We start from the raw sequence: 21,392 nt of genomic DNA, 5'->3' as shown, positions 1-21,392 counted from the left end.
CTTCGGGAATTATTTCATCTTGACAAAAAAAAGTTTAGGAGGTACACGCTGTGAGCTGGCTGGGATATTCCCGGTAGACACCGGACATGGCTTACGGAAAAGAGCCGGCCAACACCGGGAGGTGTACCTTCCTCCGCTACCCGGGTAGCTATACCGGCGGCATAATTGAGCTGGTACGAGTAAGGGTACATGAAAGCGGCATCGTCCGGATGGATAGGGGTGCCTCTCCATGAGCTGGGATAATAGGTGTAAGTCCACGCAGCGGAAGGTTGACCGATGACGTTTCCATGGGTGGGTTTTTCGCCCTGGGCGCCGGAAGTGGAGTAGGAGGCAGCAGTGATACCCACTGCCACGAGGGTGATGAACAGTAATATTCTTTTCATGTGATACAGAGATTAAAGGGGGAATAGTGAATATAGTGATAAGTACCGCGGGCGGAATGCCGTAGACGCCAGCAGTGCTGCGGCCCGCAACGGTGGAAGCTGTATTGTGAGTTGGGGTGGCCCGCGTTATGCCGCCGGCTTTTTCCGCCGGCCGCTAGGATTATTTTGGAGTAAAATCTATATTTGAAAGATATATATGGGCTAAATTAATATATGAGCATTGCAAAATAGCAAGTCACATAGTGAGAAGGATTTGATAGTAAGTATAAACGAAGGCGATACTGTAGCATTTGACGGGCTTTTTATGGACATGTATCCGGCGCTCTGCCTGCTGTCGAACAGGATCGTGGGTGATGAATCTGCTGCTAAAGATATCGTGTCCGAAGTTTTTCTTCAGTTGTGGAAGACCAGGGAATTTCTGAATGAGGTAAAAAGCATCAGCGCCTATTTGTACGTAGCTACCCGTAATCGCTCCCTAAACCACCTGAAAAAACAGAAACGCAACGAAAAGAAATTACAGCTGGCCTACGAAAAGCAACTGGAGGAGACCTCATATGAGGATACTTTACAAAATGTTTTTAATGCGGAAGTCGTGCGGATGCTGCATAAAGCGATTTTAACACTGCCTCCCGAATGCACCAAGGTGGTGCAGTTAAATATCGAAGGACTAAGTACCAATGAAATTGCCTTGCAACTGGGCATTTCGCCTTCGGCTGTTAGCCATCAGAAAGCCAGGGCGATAAGATTGCTGCGGGGGAAAATTGTTCCCGGCGTGGTGCTTGTCTGCCTGCTCCTGGCAGATTAATCCCTCATTTTACCTTTTTTTAAAAAAAAGTTATGACGGAAGTCAAATCCGTCATACGACTGTTGTCATATACTAAACCGACCTTGCACGATGATCAATGAGGCTGATATGCCAGATGACGAGTTAGCCGCCCTGCTAAGGGCCGCAAAGCTGGCGGCTTATGAAAAACTGGAACAGCTGCCGGAAGCAGAAAGGGAAGAACTGGAGAAGTGGCTGCAACAAAAGGCGCAGCATCAGGAGTGGGAGGCTTTCCTGAACAATGGAGAAAATTTGTCAGCGCTGCATACAGAATATGCCACCTTTAAAGCAGCTGCAGCGGCAGCGCTGGAAGCCTTTCACCAGGAACGGCTGTTGCAGACCACATCAGCGGAACTTCCTGCCCGTATTCCATTCCTGCGTCGTCGCTGGTGGCGTTATGCTGCAGCTGTATTGTTGCTGGTAGCAGGTACCTGGTATTTTTGGCCGCAACAAGATACAACACCGCCGGCCCTGGCGTCGAAGCCGGCAACACAGATCAGGCCGGGCCAGGAAGGTGCGGTGCTTACCCTGGCAGATGGTTCCACCATCCTGCTCGATGCTGTGGGCAATGGGGTCGTTGCCCATCAAAGCGGGGCGGAACTGTCGGTGGAAGATGGACAGCTCGCGTATAAAGAAGCCGCGCAAACTTCTACGGAAGAAACATTTAATACGCTTGTCACCCCCAGGGGTCGGCAATTCAGGATTATCCTGCCGGATGGCACGGTGGCGTGGCTGAATGCTGCCAGCTCTATCCGTTTCCCTACACGGTTTACAAGCGATGTACGCCGTGTGGAGATCACCGGGGAGGTATACTTTGAGGCAGCGTCCGGGCAAAAAGAAGGAAAGGCTGTACCGTTCGTGGTCAATGCCGATAACAGGTTTGAGGTAACTGTATTGGGTACTCACTTTAACGTTAACGCCTACCCGGATGAACCGTCGCAGCATACCACCCTGCTGGAAGGAAAGGTGGCGGTGACCATGAACCGGCGCAACGGGAAGCAGCAGGTAATACTAAAGCCCGGCGAACAGGCCTCGCTCACGATGCACGGCAATGTGGTGGAAAAAATGCAGGTCAGGCCCGGCGATGTCGGAAAAGTAATGGCCTGGAAAAATGGCGTGTTTGATTTTGAAGACGCCAGGATCGATGAAGTGATGCGCCAGTTGAAAAGATGGTACGATATCGATGTTAAATATGAAGGAGGCATACCGGATATTGAATTTGTCGGAAAAATGACAAGGGATATTCCGCTGAGCGGATTATTGATTGCACTTGAAAAATCGAATGTTCATTTTCGTCTTGAAGGCAGAACGCTGATTGTCATGCCCTGATACCGCTAAAATAAAGAGCCGGAAACGATTGGCGTCGTTCCCGGCGGTATTTTAGTTGATTTATAAAAGGTCTCGCGAACCGTTTTTTATTCACAACCAAAACTAGATCACAAGTTATGCAAAAAACTGCTTATGGCGGCCTGTCTTTCCCTGCGCTGCGGGGAAGCAGGCTCCCGGCACAAATTTCAAAAGTAATGAGGCTGCTACCTGTGTTTTTGATCACGGCCCTTGTCTCCGTGAAAGCGGCTGTTTCTGCCCAGTCAGTCACGCTTTCCGGCAAAAATCTCACGCTGAAAAAAGTCTTTTCAGTCATCGAAAAACAAACGGGATACGTGCTGTTTAGCAATAAAGAATTGCTGTCCGGCTCAGGGACCGTTTCCCTCTCTGTTGTCGATGCTCCCTTAAAAAAGGTACTGGACCTGGTGCTGAAAGACCAGGGCCTGGGCTATGTGCTGCAGGGCAAAACCATTATCCTGTCAGGAAAACCTTCGTCAGCACCCGCTCCTGTTACAGCTGCACTGCCTGCGGCCACGGTAATTACAGGTAGGGTAACTGATATGGAAGGCGTTGCATTGTCCGGTGTGAGCATCCATGTAAAAGAAAGCCAGAAAGGAATAGCCACCGCGGCTGACGGAAGCTTTTCGGTGGCTGTCAATGAAGGAAATACCCTCCGGTTTACCTACGTAGGGTTTACACCACGGGAGATAACGGTAACCGCCGATATGCTGAAAGAAGGCCGGCCGGCGCTCATCGTAAAACTCAGCCGGGCCGCCACCAAACTTGATGAAGTAGCCGTTACCATCAACACCGGGTACCAGTCCATCTCCCGGGAAAGGATGACGGGCGCCTATTCCTCCCTGCAGACAAAACGCCTGGAAGGTAAACTGCAACCCAACCTGCTGACCATGCTGGAAGGACAGGCGGCCGGCGTGGCCATTACAAAAGACGGCAAGGTGGAAGTACGCGGCCGGTCTACCTTTCTGGCCAACGGAGATCCCCTGGTGGTGATTGACGGATTCCCGGCGCCGGGCGGACTGGAAACCGTGAACATCGACAACATTGAAACCATCACTGTATTAAAAGATGCCGTAGCTGCTTCCATTTACGGCGCCCGCTCTTCCAACGGTGTCATCGTGATCACCACCAAAACAGCCAAAACCGGAAAGCTGCAGATAAGCTATAAAGGCAGCACCGGTATGACGCTACGCCCCCGGTTATCTTATCTCAACAAATCCAGCGCCGCGGATTTTGTGGACGCGGAAGTGGACTACTACAACAGCGATGCCGCCAATATGCTTTGGGAATATGAGTCATCTACCTTCTATGGCCGCGTAACACAATTAATGGTGATGAAGGAGCAGGGGCTGCTTTCTGAAGCGGAAGTAAATGCGGAACTCGCCCAGCTGAAGAAAAACAATACGCAGGACCAGCTGGAACGGCACTTATTCCGGAAAAGTTTTACACAGCAGCATAACATCGCCATTGCTGCCGGTACGGAAAAATTCTCTACCAATGCAGCTGTCCGTTATATCGCCAATCAGGGTAATATGAAGGGCAACAGCAATGACCGGCTAATCCTTGATCTTAAAAACGACTGGCGGCCAGGCAAACGCGTGACCGTTAAAATGTTCTCCAATATCAATTTCAACAACAGCAAAATGCCCATGGAAGCAGGCGATATGCTGGATTATACCAATTGGAAAATCATGAAGCCGTACTACAATATTGTAGACGAGCACGGGAACCCGCAGAACATTCCCGCAGTAAGACCGGACCTCGTTGACCGCTATATTGAATACGGAGGGCTCAAATCCATGGAATACAATCCGCTGAACGACCTGGAAATGGCTACCACAAAGAACCAGGCGTTTCAGGCAAGATTGGGCGGCAGCATCGCGGTAAACATACTGGATGGCTTAAGTGCTGAAGTGGGCGGTTCATGGACAAGGGGCAGCGGCATCCTGCGCAATCTGCGCAACGCCAATTCCTTCTTTGTACGGTCACTGTATAATGCCGCTTCGTCGGTCTCCAACCCCGGCAAACATTACCTGCCTGAAGGCGCCATCCTGAATGAAACCCGTAGCCAGAGCGAAGCCTATACTTTCAGGGCGCAGGCAAACTATGGAAAAACGTTCAATAAGGTCCACCGGATTTCCGTCATCGCCGGCGGCGAGGTGAATAAAGACCTGATAGACAACAATGCCGCACCCAGCAGGGTAGGGTATAATGACCAGGCCGGAACATTCTCAACGTTCAATTACCTGGATTTTAACAGCTTCGCCTATAACACGGATTTCCTGTTCCCGGATGGAATGAACCCCGTCAGCAACGGTTCCTATTCCCTGCGCGACAACCGGTTCTTTTCCGTTTATGCCAACGGTTCCTATGAATACAACAACCGTTTTATCCTGAGTGGCAGCGCCCGCATTGATCAGGGAAACCTGTTCGGTACCAATCCGAAGTATCGCTATAAACCCAACTGGTCTGTTGGCGGCACCTACAAACTCGGACAGGAAAAATTCTTTAATGTCTCCTGGATAGATAAGCTGGACATACGCGGTTCCTATGGTATCAACGGAAATATCTCCTTCACGCAGGGACCTTTCCTGCTGATTACGCCGGGCAGCTTTTCCACATCAACGGGAGCCATTCCCTATACCATCGCTTCCCTGCCGGACAACAACCTGCGCTGGGAGCGTACCCTCATTACCAACATTGGAACCGATATACGTCTGATGGGAGGAAGGCTCAATCTGACCGTCGATTATTATAACAAAATGAGCAAAGACCTGCTGGCACCCGATTTTATCGACCCTACCTACGGCAGGTTCATGATTACCAGGAATGCGGGTTCTGCAAGGAATACCGGTGTTGAACTCTCCCTGGAGTCAGATGTGGTGAAGTCGAAGCACTTTGGCTGGAACCTCTTTTTTAACGGCAGTTACAACAAGAGCAAGGTGTTGCAGTTCAACTATAACTATCTCAACCCCAATTACCTGACCTTCAGCTATTCCAATACGATGCTGGGAAGCAATGGCGGAGCTGTGTTGAGAACAGGGTACCCGCTCGACGCGATTTTCGCTTATCAGTATGCCGGATTGGATAACACAGGTACACCACAATATTATTCCGATGAGAAAGAAAAAATATACGGAAACCAATTGGCCGTGAAAGATATGGTGTATGCGGGAACGGCCCGGCCCAAATTTATCTTTAGCCTCACCAATACCTTCAGCTACAAACGTTTCGACCTGTCGTTTATGATGATCGCCCAGATGGGAGCAGTGTTCCGCAGAGATGCTTTCAACGGAGACAATATCGACCATAAAGAGGTGGCCCTGCGCTGGCGTAAACCAGGAGATGAAAATCATACCATCTACCCCAAACTGGCCGCTTTCAGTACAGACGCATGGTATTTCCCGTATACGGAAGTGATGATTGAAAAATCCGACTTCCTGAAACTCAGGGACCTCACGCTGTCTTATAAACTGGACAATAAACTATGGGGCAACACAGGACTCAATAGCGCTAGGATTTATTTTCAGAGCCGCAACCTCTGGACTTTAACAGCCAACAAGGTGGGGGTAGATCCTGAAACAATTGAGCAGTCCGTGAATATGACCATCAAAAGAACATTGCCGCTGAGACCCGAATTCTATGTCGGATTTTCCGTAAACCTGTAACCTGATTATTATGACCAACCAAAAATACTTTATACTCATTGCCGTCGTTTTGCTGATGGGCTCCTGTAAACGATTTCTTGATGTGAAGCCCAAAGGAAAGCTCATTCCTTCATCGGTAACGGACTATGATCATTTGCTGGACAATACCGGTACGGTAGAATTCAACTTCCTCGACGGTAACAGAGGGTCTTTGCTCTCTTACCTGGGTGATAACCTCGAAATGACGGAAGGACAGGCCAAAGTAGGTTTTGTGCTCAACGGTCATCCGAACCGTGAACGTTATTTCGCGCATATCTTCCGTCAGCCTTACAAAAACCCTAATGTTGACGATCAATTCTGGAGTTCCGGTTCGATGGGTATCTACCAGCAGATATCTTATTTCAATAATGTTATTGAGGGTATCCGTGGTATTAGCCAGAAAACGGCAGAGGAGGAAAAGCTGGGCAGGATCTCCGTAGCACAGGCGCTGGTGGCAAGGGCATGGTGCTATTTTAATGCCAATATGATATATGGGCCGGTATACAAGCCAGGGACAGAAAACGGCGCTAAAACCATTCCTTACGTAGTGGATGTCGATATCAATAAACCTATTCCGGACCTGTCTTCCTCGGAAGAAGTAGCCAGCCGGGTGCTCGGTGAACTGCATGTCGCATTGCCTGATCTGCCGGCACGCTCCAGCTGGCCTTCCCGCGCTGAAAAAGCCACCGGCCATGCCATGCTGGCTTACTATCATCTCTTTACCCAGCGGTTCGATAGCGTGGCGTATTATGCAAATCTTGCGTGGACGGCGGCAGATGGCCCGGACAGAGTGTTGTATGATTTTAATAAATTTAAGCTTGCAGATCCTTCCAGACCGACCACTTCGCTGATTCTTTCTTCTCAGGATGGCAACACCAATCTTGTCAACAGCCGGGAAATCCTGTTCTACAGAGTGTCAGAAACCGGCGCCGGTCAGGGTGTCGCGCTCTCATATCCTTCTTCGGAGCTGATCGCCCTGTACGATCAGGTAACAGATCTCCGGTTCAATTTTTTCTATATCAATGCCCCGGGGTATAAAACAACTGTGGGTGGCGGCTATGACGACGGCATGCGCATCGGTAATTACCGTGCTCAAAAAACACAGCTGACAGATGGTTTCTCCTGGCCCGAAGTACTGCTTATGCGGGCAGAAGGTTATGCCAGGACCAACAGGCCTGATCTGGCGCTTGAGGACCTCAATACCCTGCGCCGGTACCGGTACAAAACCGGTACTCCCGCACTGACCGGCGGCACACCCGATGAGGTTATCCAATGGGTGCTCGAAGAAAGAAGACGGGAACTGCCGATCGGAGGCGTCAAACGATTTCTCGATCTGAAACGCTTTACGCTCGACAAGGGGAAACCCTGGTCCAAATTGCAGATTACCCATAGCATTGGTGGCCAGACCTACAAAGGCACTATCGACTCGAAGGATTTTATTCTGCCCATCAGTAACGTCGTGCTCAGGTTCAACCCGAATTGGGGCATTCCGCTGGAAACCCGTCCTTTTTAACCGATTAATTGATGAATATGCGAAAGTTATTACTGGTATTAATGACAGTGGGCATTGCTGCTACAACAAAGGCCCAGTCAAAGATTGTGATCAAAGGCACCGTGAAAGGAGACCTGAAAGGATACCATAAAGTATATGTATTTGGAGACGGTATCAAAGAAGATTCTGTTGAAATACAGGATGGCCGTTTCACCATACGTATTCCGTGGGTAAAAGATGCCGTCCCTTATCTCTACTCAGAATATGATACCAAAATGAGGTCCGGGCCACCGGCGTTTCCGGTTGTTGTTGATGGGCCGGGTACTATTTATATCGACCTGGCAGATGTGACCCAGGGGCTTCGCGCCGCTCCCATTCGCGGAAGCCGCTCTGCTGCCGCTTTTCAGGAGTTTGAGGAAGGAAGGGAGAAGTTAAGGACAGATATCAGGGCTGCGGTCAACGAGCGTTTCGCGGACAAACCCAAAAACGATTCAACTTTAAACAAGACATACCTGCAACTGATACAACAGCGCCTGATCCCGTATATTGGTGATTTCGTGGAGACAAATGCAGATGCTTACGCCGGTGCGTTTATCCTTGGCCGTTATCAGGCGATCCTTCCGCCGGAAGATCTTGAAAGGCTTTACAACAAACTAGCTCCTGCGCAGAAAGCTACTGGTCCGGCAAAAGAAGTGGCAGGCCGGTTGACCGGTATAAAACGTGCGGTCGCAGGTGTTGAAGTCACGGATTTCATCCTGAATTCGCCGGAAGATAAATCCGTTAGCTTCAGTAGCTTCCGGGGTAAATACGTGCTGATCGACTTCTGGGCGAGCTGGTGCGGGCCTTGCAAAGCTTCCTTTCCCTACATGAAGGAGTTGTACCAGCAGTATCGCGGCGATAAGTTCGAGATTTTAGGTATCTCCATAGACCAGGACAAGTCTGCCTGGCTCAACGAACTGAAAAAGCAGGAGTTGCCGTGGCCACAGGTACTGGATACTAAAAAGGTATCTGTGAACAGCTTTGCGGTAAACGCCGTTCCCACCGCTTACCTGATCAGCCCCGAGGGAAAGATACTGATGAAACAAGTTGGTATGGGTGAAGAAGGAAACGGAGAGATAGAAAAAAAGCTAAAAGAACTGTTTGGAAAATAACTAACAAACCCCGCGCTGGCCGCGGGGTTTTATTTTTGGGTAAAACTTCAGATCGTTGCGGTCAGGGAGACGACCGGCCGTAACGACAGGCCGTTCTTATTACTGCAAATCGATTACACCGGGGCAGCCTACTGCCAGGTAATTAACATTGGAGGTGAAGGAAGGCGCCGGGCTGTAGTAGTAAGACCATGTTCTGCAGCCGGAGGTGCAGGCAGGGTCGATTTTGGAACTCAACCATTCGCTCCTGCAGGAGGAAGTGAGTGCGAACATGGCATAGGTAGGGCCGCTCATCAATGTGGCTGTACTACTCGCATAATTAATCAGGTACGTATAGGCATACATAAAGTCGGCGTCTGCCGGCTCAATGGCCACACCTTTCCATTTACTGGGATAGTAAGTGGAGAGTAACTTAGCCTCATGGGCGTTGACAACGTTTTGCGGGATGGACTTGTCTCCCTGGGTACCGGACGTGGACCGGGTGGTGACGGTGATGCCTACCGCAACAAGGGCTACAAACAGCAGGATTTTTTTCATGTGTAATACAGGTTTTTAAGGTGAATAATGAAAATAAGGACAACTACTGCGGGGAGAATGCTGTAGGTAAACGATGGACAACTAAAAGGAGGCGTGGTTAATTCCGGTAAAGAAGCGGTTAACATTGGTGGGGTGGACAATATCAATAAGTAATACCTTGTTGCCGGATTTTAATTGGGGGATATCTGTCATGCTGGTATTAAACGATAACGATATTGCGGGCCTTCTGTCACTGAATGAAGTGCTGGCAACTGTAGAGGCGGCGCTGGTCGCCAATGAACAAAATAGCTGCCTGGTGCCCAAACGTATGCACATTGACTGGGGAGAGAATACGCTTCTTGCTATGCCCTCTTTTTCCAGTGATTATTTTGGTACGAAGCTGGTCGCAGTAATGCCGGGAAACCGTCAGGAACAGCTGGCGGTCACCAATGGCGCCATGCTGCTCAATGACGCGCAAACCGGTTTCCCGCTGGCCATCATGAATGCCGCTAAGTTGACGGCGTTGCGTACAGGCGCACTGGGAGCCATAGGGGTCAGGTATATGACGCCGCCTGACATTGATGCGGTCGGACTAATCGGTTGCGGAGTACAAGGGATACAGCAGGCTATCTTCGCCTGTGCGGTGCGCCCGGTAACGAAAATTTATTGCCTGCAGCGATCAGCAGCAGGTATGGAAGCATTTCGTACGGCGCTTCATGCGCAGTTCCCATCGGTAGCAGTGATGCCCTGTGAGAATGCGGAGACGGTCCTGCAACAGGCGAGCGTCATTATCGCTGCCAGCCGCTCTGCCACGCCGGTATTGCCGGATGATGCGCGTCTGCTGGAAAACAAACATTTCATTAGTATAGGTTCTTACAAACCTGATATGCAGGAGTTGCCCGACCAGGTTTTCCGGCTATCCGGGAAGCTGGCCATTGATTCGGTATTTGCCAAAACAGAAACCGGCGATATTATTAATCCGCTCAGAAAGGGACTCCTACAGGAGAAGGAGGTGTTTACCATCGGGAAACTTTTAACCGGTGAAGAGAAAGTGGATGTACACGGTACAACAGCCTACAAGTCCGCCGGCATGGCGCTTTTTGATTTGTTTATGGCAAAAGCGCTGTATGAAAAGGCCAAAGCAGGTCGTGTCGGTATGGATGTTTCTTTTTAAACCATCAACAACGTTTCTCCATCATTTATTTCCGTATAAAATGCAAACACTGCTGAATAACTTTTCCCTGGACGTACCCGCCGGGTGGTTAAAGATAGAAACGATCGATATGCATACCGGTGGCGAACCGCTGCGTGTTTTCATTTCCGGGTTGCCGGCTGTGGAAGGCGGCACCGTGCTTGAAAAAAGACGGTACTTCAAAGAGCGCCTCGATTTTATCCGTACCGGTATCATGTGGGAGCCCCGTGGCCATGCAGACATGTACGGCGCCGTTATCTCGCCTTCTTCAGATGCAGACCTGGACGTTTTTTTTCTGCACAACGAAGGTTACAGCACCATGTGCGGACATGCGGTCATTGCTTTGACAAGGCTGGTGTTGGAAACCGGTATTGTCAGAAAGGAAGGGGACCATCCTGAGCTGGTTTTCAATGTGCCGGCGGGTAAAATCTATGCCCGCGCCACAGTAAAAGATGGTAAAGTAGGCGATGTATCTTTTCGTAATGTACCGTCGTTTTTATATTTGGCAGACCAGGAAATAACAGTGCCCGGTATGGGGCGTGTGAAATTTGATGTGGCCTATGGCGGCGCTTTTTATGCATTCGTGGAGGCAGCGCACCTGCAACTTGATTTGGACGGGGCACACTATAACCAGCTTATCGATTACGGCCGCCGCATTAAGCATGCAGTGATGAATAACTTCACGATCAGGCATCCTTTTGAAGAGGACCTGAGCTTTCTATATGGAACTATTTTTACAGGGGGAGCCCGCGGGAAGGGACATCACAGCCGTAATGTGTGCATCTTTGCAGAGGGAGAGGTAGACCGCTCTGCAACAGGGTCCGGCGTCAGCGCAAGGGCAGCGCTGCATTACGCCAAAGGAACATTAAAGCAGCATGAAACGATTATTATCGAAAGTATTACCGGCAGCACGATGGGAGTAACGGTGAGAGAACTGACGCGCTTGGGACAACATAACGCTGTGGTGCCGGAAGTGAGTGGAACAGCTTTTGTTACCGGGCGCCATACCTTTTACTTCGATCCGGAAGACCCCTTTAAGGAAGGATTTATTTTCAGATAATATACCAACGCCTGTGCTGTAATCAAATAATGCGGGATAAAAGTATTGGAAAGACGGCCTGCCAGCTTACGCGGCAGGCCGTCTGGCATTAGCGATTCACTGCATTAATCCGGCAGTGCGCCGGGATTAATTGCAAAGAATTTGCGGGTTTGTTTCAGTGTAGCAACCTGCATTAGGCAACCAGGTAGGGCATCCCCAGGTAGTTCTGGGGCCTCCTCCGTTTAACTGAGACTGTGCCTGATTGTTCAGAGGAGCGATAATCTCCCGTTGAAGAATCAATTTCTTGCTTAAAGACAGTTTTTTCTTTTTCATTTTACGGGTTTGATGTGTGTAACAATGCGGGACAATCCCAGTTGTTGTTCCTCGGCGATCAAGGGCAGAGGTAGCATACAGGTCTTCCGGTAATAGGCCGGGTTTCGCATTCAAGGGTGCGGGTAGCCCGTGCAGCGCCACCGGCTAAAAGTGCCTGCTGAAAGGAAGTGAGGGTGGTTACCGCCTCTTTCTTCAGGATCAGTTTTTTCTTCAGATCGATGTTTTTCTTTTTCATAACATTGATTTTTTGTACAGACCTCCCCTGTCTTTTACGTGGAGTGGCGCCATGGGGTGGATGTTCAGCGCAAGAAGCTGGTGATGATTTTGTATGTTGGAAGGTGATGAGGGCATAGTGGGTTATTGATACGGGTTATTTTTCTGAGATAATTAAGATAAGCAATCTTTCTGAAACAAGACAGAAGTATTATAAAGAAAATCTTTGCCACTGGCGCTTCTGCTGCAGTCATTTTTTTTATGGAGAATAGCTGGTATATCCCGGATGCCTGGGCGCTTAACGGGTTTAAGCGGTGAAATCAGTATAGAAAGAATCGGCTTTCCATTCGCTCAGCTGTTCCTGCAACTGCGCTATCCTGGCCGTGGCACGATGGAAGGCATCACTGCCCAGAAAAAGGTCCGTAGCAGGGTTCGGACTGGATGTTAGTCTCAGGAAGATGTCTCCCATCTTATCCGGATCTCCCAATTGGGCGCCGTCCATACTGTTCATCTTTTCATGCGACGCCCGCAAATGGGCGTAATCGGTTATCATTTGGCGGCCAAAGGCGATGGAATCTGCTTTGACGAAATGGGTCCGGAACGCACCAGGCATCACATTGGTGACATGAATGCCCAAAGGCTTCAGATCGTTGGTCAGCGCAGCACTAAGACCGCTGACAGCGAATTTGGCGGCGCAGTATACCGTCCAGCCCACACCGGGCGCAAAACCAGCGATGGAAGAGATATTGATGATATGCCCCGACCGCTGTTGCCTCATATACGGTAAGGCCTGCTGTATTACCCGTACCACAGCGAAGAAATTAATTTCGAAATTTTCATTGATCTCCCCGGCGGTGAGTTCTTCCAATGCGCCTCCTAATCCATAACCTGCATTATTGATGACAACGTCCAACCGGCCGAATTTTTCAACGGTTTGTTTTATAGAGGCGGTAACGGACAGCTCGCTTTTCAGGTCCGTTTCCAGTGGCAGGAAATTATCGTTTCCCTTGAATCCTTCAAATGCGCTCAGTGTCCGCGAGGTAGCGGCCACACGTTGACCTTTGGCCAGTAATTCTTTTACGAGGGACAATCCCATTCCTTTGGATGCGCCGGTGATATACCAGATTTTTGTTTGGTTCATGCTCTTTTTTTAAGCAAAATTACCCCGCTGCCGGATAGCCTCTTTGTCGTATACAAACCAATATTTGTCAAATTCAAACCTGCCGGAAATCCGAAGGGCTCATAGTGGTCTGTTTCCTGAAAAAGTTGTTGAAATGCGCCTGGTCTTCGAATCCCAGCACATAACTGATCTCGGCAATGTTCCAGGTAGTATGTTTCAGCAGCGCTTTGGCCTCCGCCGTTAGCCGTTCGAAGATAAGATCAGTGGTAGTGCGCCCGGTCGTTTTTTTAATGGCGCGGTTGAGTGAGTTAACATGGACGGAGAGCTTGTCTGCGATGACTTTCGGAGAACGCAGCTCAAAACGCCGGGACGCCGATTCAATGGGAAACTGCCGTTCCAGCAGTTCGGTAAAAACGGCCGTTATCCGCGACGCGGCATCGGGATGCTCGTACCGGTTGCCGGCAGGCTGGAGCTTCATCGTTAAATAGATAAGCTCGCTTATGTAAGCCCTGATCAGTTCATATTTATAGGTGTAATCGGAATCCAGTTCCCGGATTACTTTCTCAAAAATGAGCGTTACCTCTCCGGCTTTTTCTTCGTCCAGGCTAAATACCGGCGGTGTACCTGTTGTAAACAGCGGCAGCTTGCCCAGTTCCAGTCGCAGGTTCTCTTTGAAAAACTCGTCCCGGAACACACAGAAATAACCGCTGGTGCCGGGTTTTAGCGGTTCATAAGTATAAGGTGCCTGCGGATGGAAGAAAAGCAGCGTGTTGCCGCTTACCGGAACGCTTTGATCGCCGTAGTGAAAGATATTATCTCCCCGGAACAACATGATCTTAAAAAAATCCCTGCGCACAAAAGTAGGGGAAGTGGCGCCCGTCCGGACCCTGTCCTCAATCCTGAAGACATTAAACTGCCCGATGTTTTTCTGCAAGTCCTCCGTCAGACTGCCGAATTTATCCCTGTAGAAGGCTTCCAGTGATGCGGTTGCTTTTGCCATAGACCGGTATGAACCGCTAAGTTGAAACTTTTTTCCGAGAGGACCATCAGGTCAAAAAAAATCCGGGTAGGTTTACCCGGATTTTTATATACGATGGTCTGTCTTCGTCAATCTTTATAGGTGCCCACTTCACACATGGCGGCGAACTGTTCGCCGTCATAGGAGCTTGTCATATTTAGTTTGAAGTAACGGAAGTTTTTGGTGGAGGGGAGCACAATGTGCTGCGGATTGGAGGTGGCCGCCAGGGTAAAATTCCCGATCGGTGTCCAGGTACTGTTGTTATTGCTGGACAGAATCTGTATATCCTTTACCATTCTGCTGTTCCGTTGTTTAAAGGTAAACCGGTTTACATCCAGCGTCTGACCCATGTCTATAGTGATGGTGTGCGGATAGCTGGTAGCAGCCGATGACCACCGGGAGTGCCAGAAGCTGCTGCCGGAGCCGTCTATGATATTGGCGGCGGCGCCGTTTTCCGCGGCCGTTTCTTCTGAACTGAAGGCGGCAACTGTCCATCCGGTTTTGTCATAAACAACTTTATCGCCAAAGGTGACCACGGGAACATCATTGACGAAGCTGTAGGAAGCTACATAACTGGTAATACTGCCGTTTTCATGGCACAGCCGGATCGTGAATTCATAGTTCGTATTTCCCTTGTCCCTGAAGTCGCTCACCGGCATACTGATACGGAAGCTATCAGTGCCTATCGGTTTGGAGGCGAAGGTGACCGAGTTATAGCCGCCATTATCGTTGCCGGTGTTACGGTTGTAATAAGCGATATCCTTCACCGCCTTGGTGGCCGAGAATTTACCGGAAACAATAATGCTGGCGGAACCGCTGTTGTACTCCGCATATACCCGTGTCACCTGGCAGCCGGGATCTGTGTACCAGTCGCTTCGCGTAACGGGGCTGAATACCTGGCCATTGGCCAGTATGGCCACATCTGCCGGGGAGAAATAAGTAGGCGCTTTTCCGAGGGTGCCGTTACCGTAGCCCATCAAGGTGGTGCCGTATTGGATATTCTGGGACTGGGCGCCGCCATTATGCGGGAGGTTAATGCCATGTCCCATTTCGTGGGCCATACCGCCGATCCATTTGGTAGAGAATTTATCGTCCGGTTTTCCCAGGTTGATGGTGTCCAGGCCGGTGTAGTCGAGTGCGAAGCACCAGCGGCCGATGCCGTAGAAAGGCCCGCCGCTGGGATCTCCGTTGGCGCCGTAGGAGTAGGTGGGGATGATCACCATGATATGATCACTTTTTTTCTCGGCAGGATGCGCGGCGAAATAGGCGTTTACTTCACTCATTACCGCACCGGAGCCGCCTTCGTAAGGGTAGCTGCTTTTGCCCAGCTGCCCGCGGACCAGCGATATCTTCAGCCGGCCGGCGGAATCTGTCTGCAAGCCCATTGTTCTGCCCGCGTATCCCCACTGGTTCATCCATTTGGTGGTGAACTGCTGCATATAGAGGAATACCCCGTTTAGCCTTTCCCGGTATCCCGGAACGGTATCAAGGTCGGATGGAACGAAATAGACAACGTTGAGCATGTAGGTGCCATTGGCTACGCCATTGACGGCCACCTGCGACTTTTTGTTGTCCAGTTTCTGAAGAGTAGCGGATTCGGGTTGTTTCTGACAGCTGGTGATTGCCACTGCCAATGCGAGGGCCACCACCATGAAAGGAGCGATTTTGGTCATTGTTTACTGTTTTGGATGAAGAATAAAGGTTTACCAGATAGTATGTTTACATAGTACCAACGGGTTTTTCGGTTGTTATAATGGGAAAACTTGTCAACGTGAAAACACAGGAGAAGGGGTAAATAGCCAATAACAAAAAGCTGGTCTTCTGCTATGACTGATATTCATTGTTCTGTCCAAAAATAAGGAATAGTTTTTATTTGTTGGGGATATTATTTTAAGGGGAAAATGACTATAACGGAAACCGCCGGTTATGCGGTTTCCGTTGTTTTATCAGCCTTGGCCCGGGTGTTCAGGCGCTACAGGACAGCCTCCGGTCACGTGGCATGTTCTCCCGATAGTGGTGAGACGGCCGCCCAGGATAGTTGCCTGCTGATGGTTGGTCATGGTCCCTACAATGTTTTTGGTCAACATCAGTTTTTTGGTCAACGACATTTTCTTTTTCATAACATTAAGATTTAAAAGATGATTCCACCCTGTCTTCTGCGCCATGGGTGGTTTTCAGCGCATCGTTATTTCTCCGGGGTCACCGCTGGCTGAAAAGAAGAGGCCGGCCTTCCTGCGAAGACCGACCTGTTTTGATGACCGTCTCTATATTCTCAAGAGTTTACTAATAAAGGTCCCAGAAATGTTTGGCTGCTTTACTGTCTTTTCCGCCGATAGACTGGACTGCTTTGTCGTAGTTGCTTTTATTCAGCTGTTGTTCGTCCACGGGGTAGGTCATGCGGGTGGGCACGACGGTGACTTCACGGTCGAGGGAGCCGTCAACTGGCGCCACGAAAAGGGCTTGTCCGTTGGGTTTTTTGAAGTCGAGACGCAGCCTTTCGAACCAGCCTTCCATGCCTTGCATGTACAGGGCGATCCACTTTTGTGTACCGATCACGTTCTTCCAGTCGCCGCCATTATAAGGAACACCGGCAATGTATGGGTCTATGGCGGCGGCGGCCACGCCACGGTCTTCCAGGGAGGCCCTGACCCCTTTTTTATAATATTCTTCGGCGGAGCCGGTGATGATGTTGCGTTCTATGGCTTCGGCCAGGATAAACGCCACTTCGGCATAGTCCATGTAAACGGCCGGCGCTTTGGCGTCCAGCACAGCGCTGCCGGGTAAGGAAATAGCGCTGTTGGGAATGGTTTCCCCGTTTTGCTGGTTAAGTCCGTAGGCTTTACCGATATACCTGCCGTTGTCTTTTGCCGGTGCTGCATAAACAGGCAGCCTGGGATCTTTGATATCGAGCATATAGTCGACCATGGTTTTACACATGCAGAAATCAATACGCGATTTGTAAGATTCGTTCAGCGGATTATTGTTCGGCGGCGCTTCCACATACCGGAAGATGGCATTGTCAGCGTTGGACGTAAATACCCCGGAGGTGACGGCATCGTTGATGCTCTGTTTGACGAGCGTCTGTAAAGAAGGTACGTCACTCACGCGGATGGCTATACGCAGCCGGAGGGAGTTGGCAAAACGTTTCCACTTGTTGACATCTCCGTTATAGATGATATCTGTTTTGGCAGGGAAAGATCCTTTGGACGGATCGAGTTTAGTCACCTGCTCACCGAGTATTTTCAGGAGATCGGTGTAAATGGTGATAGCCTTGTCGTATGGACTATTGGGCCGGTCGAGGCCGCCCTGGGAGGATTTGTAGGGAATGTCTTCATATACATCCACCAGCATATGATAGGTCCATACTTTTAAAATCTCGGCGATGGCTATCTGGTTGGGAGAATAATCAAAGGGCTTTTCTGTATTAATTCTGATGATCTCGTTGAGATCTTTGATGGTGCCGGCATACAGTATGTTCCAGAAAGTGTTGTTCTGGTTTTCGCGGATCTGGTAACGGCTCTCGTTGGAGTAAGTAGTGGCGGACCAGTACTGGGCGTAATGCATGCCGGTACGGCCGTTGTTCCATTCGTTCCAGACATTGTCAATGGCTTTTTTCTCGGCGGCAACCAGCAGGTACCCCGGATCGGTTGTCTTGGGGTTGTTCGGGTCCTGGTTGATCTCATCGAATTTTTTGGTACAGCCTGCCAGCAGGATTATTAGTACCGACGCGAAGCACAGTTCTTTGAATATTGTTTTTTTCATGGCTTTGCTTTTAGAAGGAAACGGATAAGTTAACACCGAAAGAGCGTACAGAGGGCAGTGCAGCGGCTTCAATGCCTTGTACGTTGCCAGCGGATATGGCCAGGCTGGTGGGATCGAGATGCGGGTTGGCGGTACTGATCAGCCATACGTTCCTCGCGGAGAAAGAGAGGCGAAGGTGTTGCAGCCTAAGGGCGGACACAAATGATTTCTCAAATGTATACCCCAGGTTGATCTCCTTCAGGTAGAGATAACCGGCATCCCACATATCGAGTTCCTGTACCACGTATCCGTTGTTATTATTGAAGTGATCATAAGCGGATATGACTTTCGTGTTTTTCTTGCCGTCTTCCGTATATCCGTCTGCCACGGTACCATTTTCCCGGATGCCGTTTTCAGCTGTTTCCGCCAGGATACCGGACTGCCGGCCGAACATCGTGGTGGTGGAGAAATACCGGCCACCGATCTGGAAATCGAAATTGACGCCCAGCGAAATGCCTTTGTAGCTCCACATGGAGGAAAAACCACCGGTGTAGTCGGGGAGCGCGTTGCCCAGCACCGACTGGCTGGCGTCCCTGATATAGAAACCGTCGGCGCCTACCAGCTTGTTACCGTTGGCGTCCCGTTTGATCGCATAACCAACGATGGAGCCGTAGGTTTCACCTTCGCGGGCGTTCACGGATACGGCAAAGGGGGCGTTGGCCAGCAGCAGGTTGGTCACGCGGATACCTTTCTCCGGATCGTCGTACAGTTTTTCGATTTTATTTTTATTACGGGCGATGTTAAAGCCCAGGTCCCAGGTGAACCCGCCCGGGGTCTGCAGGGGCGTTCCGGTGAGCGCCAGTTCAAACCCTTTGTTCCTGATCAGCCCCGCATTGATAATGGCGGTGGTATAGCCGGAAGAAGCGGAGATCGTCAGCGGGATGATCTGGTCCTTTGATTTTTTGTCATATACGCTGAAATCTACTCCCAGCCTGTTGTGCAGGAAGCGTAATTCCAGTCCTGCTTCAACTTCCGTGGTGATCTCCGGCCTGATGTTCGCATTGTTCAGCCGGTCGGGAACGGTGATGTGGGCGGTGGAGCCGAAGTTCTCTTCAGCCAGGTACGCCAGCGCCGTGCTGTACGGAATGGTGCCTTTACCTACCTGTGCCCATCCCAGCCGGAGTTTGCCGAAAGAGAGCCAGCTGGTGTTTTTCAGACCGCCTAGTTCGGAAAACACGAATGATCCGGATACAGACGGAAAGAAGTAGGAATTGTGGGCGGCCGGCAAGGTGCTGGACCATTCGTTTCTGCCGGTGACATCGAGGTAAAGCATGCCCTGGTAGCCCAGCGAGGCGCTGCCGAAAACGGCGTTTTCACGCAGCTTCTCCACACGGTCGTAGGCCCGTGCGGGTTGCCGGGAGTTGGCGAGGTTGTACCAGCCATCGATGTTTAACCCGTCTTTGCTTTCGCCGCCGGTGAATTTCAGGTAGTTTTCCCTTCTGTTGACACCCGCAAAGGCGGTCAGGGAGAAGTGGGTGCCTATAGACTTGTTGAAATTGATACGTCCTTCATAGTTGTTCTCTTTTATAAAGCGGGTGGCTTCAATGTAGGCGGGTATTCCCTGTGAGCCGATGGCCACTCTTTCCTGACGGCTGTCTGTATAGAAGTCGGTCATAAACTTACCGGTGATCGTCAGGTAATCGGTGAGTTTAAAGTTGATGCCTGCGTTGCCGAATACGCGGTCGCGCCGGTCTGTCTGATAGTTTTTATATCGTGTCCAGTACGGGTTGTCGGTATACCGGGGCGGCTGATCGTCCCATGCGCCGCGGTTCCACGAACGTTGCGACCCGTCGTACGCGTAGGCATAGTCTTTCATCTTTTCCATGTCCCAGTCGCGGTGCCCGAATTCGGTGAAACCCTGCATAACGTTCCTGCCGTGGTAGCCGGTGCCGGGCCTGCCAAGTGTATTGGTGCTGGCGTAATTGACGCCGATGAAGGCCTCCAGCCGGCGGGAGATGGCATAGTTGCCGTTGAAGCTGAGCGAATTGCGTTTGAGTTTGGAGTTGGGTAAAACAAATTTCTGATCAAGGTTGGTGTAGGAGAGGCGGAAAGCGCCTTTTTCATTGTTACCGGTAACGGCTACACTGTTGGTGAGTGTGAGGCCTGTCTCGAAGAAACTGCGATTGTTGTTGGGATGCGGTTCCCAGGGAGCCGATATGCCGAAGTCCGGGTTTTGTTTGTTTTTGTCCCATGACCAGAAGTGGCGAACGAGCCTGCCGTCCAGCCGCGGGCCCCAGGACACGTCGGGCTCATAATCCGGGACGAGGTCATAGGGGCCTTTGCCATCGTTGTCGTCATAGGTGGCTTTGCCGTCTTTGAATCCTTCCGGGTGTTCTTTTACATAGAGTTTGGTGAATTTATAACCGCCACCGTATTCATTCTGGTATTGCGGCATGATGTATACTTTTTCCATTTGCGCACCAAAGTTATAAGACACGCCAATGCCGCTGGCGGCGCCTGATTTAGACTTTTTAGTGGTGATGGCGATAACGCCGTTGGAGCCACGGGTGCCGTACAACGCGGACGCGGCGGCTCCTTTCAGCACTGACAAAGATTCGATGTCAGCGGGATTGATATCCTGTATGGCATTACCATAGTCATACCCACCGCGGCCACGTTCCTGGTCGAGGCTGCTGGTGGGATTATTACCGGTAAAAAAGCTGTTGTCCATCGGTACGCCGTCGACAACGAACAGCGGGTTGTTGTTGCCATAGATGGAGTTGATACCGCGGATGGTGATCCTGGCAGATCCTCCCATATTACCGGACGATCCGGTAACCTGAATGCCCGCTACTTTTCCGCTGAGTGCGTTGATGAAGTTGGCGTCTTTCGACTGGGTGAGTGCTGCCCCTTTTACTTCCTGGACGGAGTAGCCGAGCGATTTCTTTTCACGTTTTACGTTGAGCGCCGTAACGACTACTTCCTGCATGGTCTTTTCATCGGGCTGCAGGTCGATGCTGATATTGGCAGCATCTCCTACAGATATTTCTTTGGAGAGGTAACCGAGGCTTCGGACGACAAGCACGGCGTCTTTACCCATAACGGCTATTTTGAAATTGCCCTGCTGGTCTGTCGTGGTGCCGGTAGCAGCACCTTTCAGCTGGACGGTGGCGAAAGGAACAGGCGCATTGTTGCCCGTCACTTTCCCGGTTACCTGTCGCTGCTGGGCAGGCAATAGGAGGGTGATCGCCATGAGAATGGCAATAAGACATAACGTCTTTTTCATGATGGTTCAGATTTGGTTGAAAAATATAGAGGGTCCGGTCATTATGCCTGGTTCATAA

At 50.5% G+C, this 21,392-nt stretch carries 17 protein-coding genes; 7 read left to right on the top strand and 10 right to left on the bottom strand.

Annotated elements, in window-relative coordinates; all coding sequences use genetic code 11:
* Positions 1–14 precede the first annotated feature (14 nt).
* Entirely contained in the window at positions 15–383 is a 369-nt protein-coding gene (locus B5D63_RS30925; RefSeq protein ID WP_078672741.1) for a hypothetical protein, read from the bottom strand.
* Positions 384–636: 253 nt separating this feature from the next.
* Here B5D63_RS30925 and B5D63_RS30920 point away from each other — a divergent pair, with 253 nt between their 5' ends.
* The 5 genes from B5D63_RS30920 to B5D63_RS30900 all read left to right on the top strand — a co-directional run bounded on the left by B5D63_RS30920 (position 637) and on the right by B5D63_RS30900 (position 8,879).
* Positions 637–1,188 carry an RNA polymerase sigma-70 factor gene (locus B5D63_RS30920; RefSeq protein WP_159456236.1) on the top strand — a complete coding sequence of 184 codons (552 nt, stop codon included), beginning with the start codon at positions 637–639 and terminating at the stop codon, positions 1,186–1,188.
* Between the two features lie 90 nt (positions 1,189–1,278).
* The gene (locus B5D63_RS30915; protein WP_078672739.1) at positions 1,279–2,535 is read left to right on the top strand and encodes a FecR family protein; all 1,257 of its coding nucleotides are present in this window, start codon (positions 1,279–1,281) and stop codon (positions 2,533–2,535) included.
* A 116-nt stretch (positions 2,536–2,651) separates the two neighbouring features.
* A complete protein-coding gene (locus B5D63_RS30910; protein WP_078672738.1) occupies positions 2,652–6,218 on the top strand; it encodes a SusC/RagA family TonB-linked outer membrane protein in 3,567 nt (1,188 codons plus the stop codon).
* 10 nt (positions 6,219–6,228) lie between these two features.
* Complete coding sequence (locus B5D63_RS30905; RefSeq protein WP_078672737.1) at positions 6,229–7,749, top strand: RagB/SusD family nutrient uptake outer membrane protein; 1,521 nt, start codon at positions 6,229–6,231, stop codon at positions 7,747–7,749.
* Between the two features lie 17 nt (positions 7,750–7,766).
* The gene (locus tag B5D63_RS30900; protein ID WP_159456235.1) at positions 7,767–8,879 is read left to right on the top strand and encodes a TlpA disulfide reductase family protein; all 1,113 of its coding nucleotides are present in this window, start codon (positions 7,767–7,769) and stop codon (positions 8,877–8,879) included.
* A gap of 99 nt (positions 8,880–8,978) precedes the next feature.
* On the opposite strand, the gene B5D63_RS30895 is transcribed toward B5D63_RS30900, so the two are convergent.
* On the bottom strand, positions 8,979–9,413 hold the full coding sequence (locus B5D63_RS30895; RefSeq protein ID WP_078672735.1) for a hypothetical protein: 435 nt from the start codon (positions 9,411–9,413) through the stop codon (positions 8,979–8,981).
* A 190-nt stretch (positions 9,414–9,603) separates the two neighbouring features.
* On the opposite strand from B5D63_RS30895, the gene B5D63_RS30890 reads away from it, so the two are divergent.
* The gene (locus B5D63_RS30890) at positions 9,604–10,566 is read left to right on the top strand and encodes an ornithine cyclodeaminase family protein (protein WP_078672734.1); all 963 of its coding nucleotides are present in this window, start codon (positions 9,604–9,606) and stop codon (positions 10,564–10,566) included.
* Positions 10,567–10,606: 40 nt separating this feature from the next.
* Positions 10,607–11,644 carry a proline racemase family protein gene (locus B5D63_RS30885; RefSeq protein WP_078672733.1) on the top strand — a complete coding sequence of 346 codons (1,038 nt, stop codon included), beginning with the start codon at positions 10,607–10,609 and terminating at the stop codon, positions 11,642–11,644.
* 126 nt (positions 11,645–11,770) lie between these two features.
* Here the strand turns inward: B5D63_RS30885 and B5D63_RS35860 are convergent, their stop codons facing one another.
* The 8 genes from B5D63_RS35860 to B5D63_RS30860 form a co-directional block, all read right to left on the bottom strand.
* On the bottom strand, positions 11,771–11,956 hold the full coding sequence (locus B5D63_RS35860) for a class I lanthipeptide (protein WP_200817131.1): 186 nt from the start codon (positions 11,954–11,956) through the stop codon (positions 11,771–11,773).
* 58 nt (positions 11,957–12,014) lie between these two features.
* Positions 12,015–12,191, bottom strand: coding sequence for a class I lanthipeptide (locus tag B5D63_RS35195; protein ID WP_159456234.1), 177 nt, complete (start codon positions 12,189–12,191; stop codon positions 12,015–12,017).
* 285 nt (positions 12,192–12,476) lie between these two features.
* On the bottom strand, positions 12,477–13,310 hold the full coding sequence (locus B5D63_RS30880) for an SDR family oxidoreductase (RefSeq protein ID WP_078672732.1): 834 nt from the start codon (positions 13,308–13,310) through the stop codon (positions 12,477–12,479).
* A gap of 73 nt (positions 13,311–13,383) precedes the next feature.
* Positions 13,384–14,289 carry a helix-turn-helix domain-containing protein gene (locus tag B5D63_RS30875; protein ID WP_078672731.1) on the bottom strand — a complete coding sequence of 302 codons (906 nt, stop codon included), beginning with the start codon at positions 14,287–14,289 and terminating at the stop codon, positions 13,384–13,386.
* A 107-nt stretch (positions 14,290–14,396) separates the two neighbouring features.
* Positions 14,397–15,980: a discoidin domain-containing protein gene (locus B5D63_RS30870; RefSeq protein ID WP_078672730.1), complete on the bottom strand. Its 1,584-nt coding sequence runs from the start codon at positions 15,978–15,980 to the stop codon at positions 14,397–14,399.
* Between the two features lie 273 nt (positions 15,981–16,253).
* Positions 16,254–16,427, bottom strand: coding sequence for a hypothetical protein (locus tag B5D63_RS35190; protein ID WP_159456233.1), 174 nt, complete (start codon positions 16,425–16,427; stop codon positions 16,254–16,256).
* Between the two features lie 163 nt (positions 16,428–16,590).
* A complete protein-coding gene (locus B5D63_RS30865; RefSeq protein ID WP_078672729.1) occupies positions 16,591–18,069 on the bottom strand; it encodes a SusD/RagB family nutrient-binding outer membrane lipoprotein in 1,479 nt (492 codons plus the stop codon).
* A 10-nt stretch (positions 18,070–18,079) separates the two neighbouring features.
* Positions 18,080–21,334: a SusC/RagA family TonB-linked outer membrane protein gene (locus B5D63_RS30860; RefSeq protein ID WP_078672728.1), complete on the bottom strand. Its 3,255-nt coding sequence runs from the start codon at positions 21,332–21,334 to the stop codon at positions 18,080–18,082.
* Positions 21,335–21,392 lie beyond the last annotated feature (58 nt).

It is taken from the genome of Chitinophaga eiseniae (assembly GCF_900167135.1).
Taxonomy (GTDB): Bacteria; Bacteroidota; Bacteroidia; order Chitinophagales; family Chitinophagaceae; genus Chitinophaga; species Chitinophaga eiseniae.
Note: the sequence above shows the minus strand (reverse complement) of the source record. Positions and strands in the feature narration are given on the sequence as shown.

Bases quoted from the DNA above. Each gene is read 5' to 3' on its own strand.
- B5D63_RS30890 (WP_078672734.1), top strand. From the start codon at position 9,604: ATGCTGGTATTAAACGATAACGATATTGCGGGCCTTCTGTCACTGAAT.
- B5D63_RS30860 (WP_078672728.1), bottom strand. From the start codon at position 21,334: ATGAAAAAGACGTTATGTCTTATTGCCATTCTCATGGCGATCACCCTC.
- B5D63_RS30870 (WP_078672730.1), bottom strand. From the start codon at position 15,980: ATGACCAAAATCGCTCCTTTCATGGTGGTGGCCCTCGCATTGGCAGTG.
- B5D63_RS30875 (WP_078672731.1), bottom strand. From the start codon at position 14,289: ATGGCAAAAGCAACCGCATCACTGGAAGCCTTCTACAGGGATAAATTC.
- B5D63_RS35860 (WP_200817131.1), bottom strand. From the start codon at position 11,956: ATGAAAAAGAAAAAACTGTCTTTAAGCAAGAAATTGATTCTTCAACGG.
- B5D63_RS30910 (WP_078672738.1), top strand. From the start codon at position 2,652: ATGCAAAAAACTGCTTATGGCGGCCTGTCTTTCCCTGCGCTGCGGGGA.
- B5D63_RS30865 (WP_078672729.1), bottom strand. From the start codon at position 18,069: ATGAAAAAAACAATATTCAAAGAACTGTGCTTCGCGTCGGTACTAATA.
- B5D63_RS30900 (WP_159456235.1), top strand. From the start codon at position 7,767: ATGCGAAAGTTATTACTGGTATTAATGACAGTGGGCATTGCTGCTACA.
- B5D63_RS30895 (WP_078672735.1), bottom strand. From the start codon at position 9,413: ATGAAAAAAATCCTGCTGTTTGTAGCCCTTGTTGCGGTAGGCATCACC.
- B5D63_RS30885 (WP_078672733.1), top strand. From the start codon at position 10,607: ATGCAAACACTGCTGAATAACTTTTCCCTGGACGTACCCGCCGGGTGG.
- B5D63_RS30880 (WP_078672732.1), bottom strand. From the start codon at position 13,310: ATGAACCAAACAAAAATCTGGTATATCACCGGCGCATCCAAAGGAATG.
- B5D63_RS35190 (WP_159456233.1), bottom strand. From the start codon at position 16,427: ATGAAAAAGAAAATGTCGTTGACCAAAAAACTGATGTTGACCAAAAAC.
- B5D63_RS30915 (WP_078672739.1), top strand. From the start codon at position 1,279: ATGATCAATGAGGCTGATATGCCAGATGACGAGTTAGCCGCCCTGCTA.
- B5D63_RS30925 (WP_078672741.1), bottom strand. From the start codon at position 383: ATGAAAAGAATATTACTGTTCATCACCCTCGTGGCAGTGGGTATCACT.
- B5D63_RS35195 (WP_159456234.1), bottom strand. From the start codon at position 12,191: ATGAAAAAGAAAAACATCGATCTGAAGAAAAAACTGATCCTGAAGAAA.
- B5D63_RS30905 (WP_078672737.1), top strand. From the start codon at position 6,229: ATGACCAACCAAAAATACTTTATACTCATTGCCGTCGTTTTGCTGATG.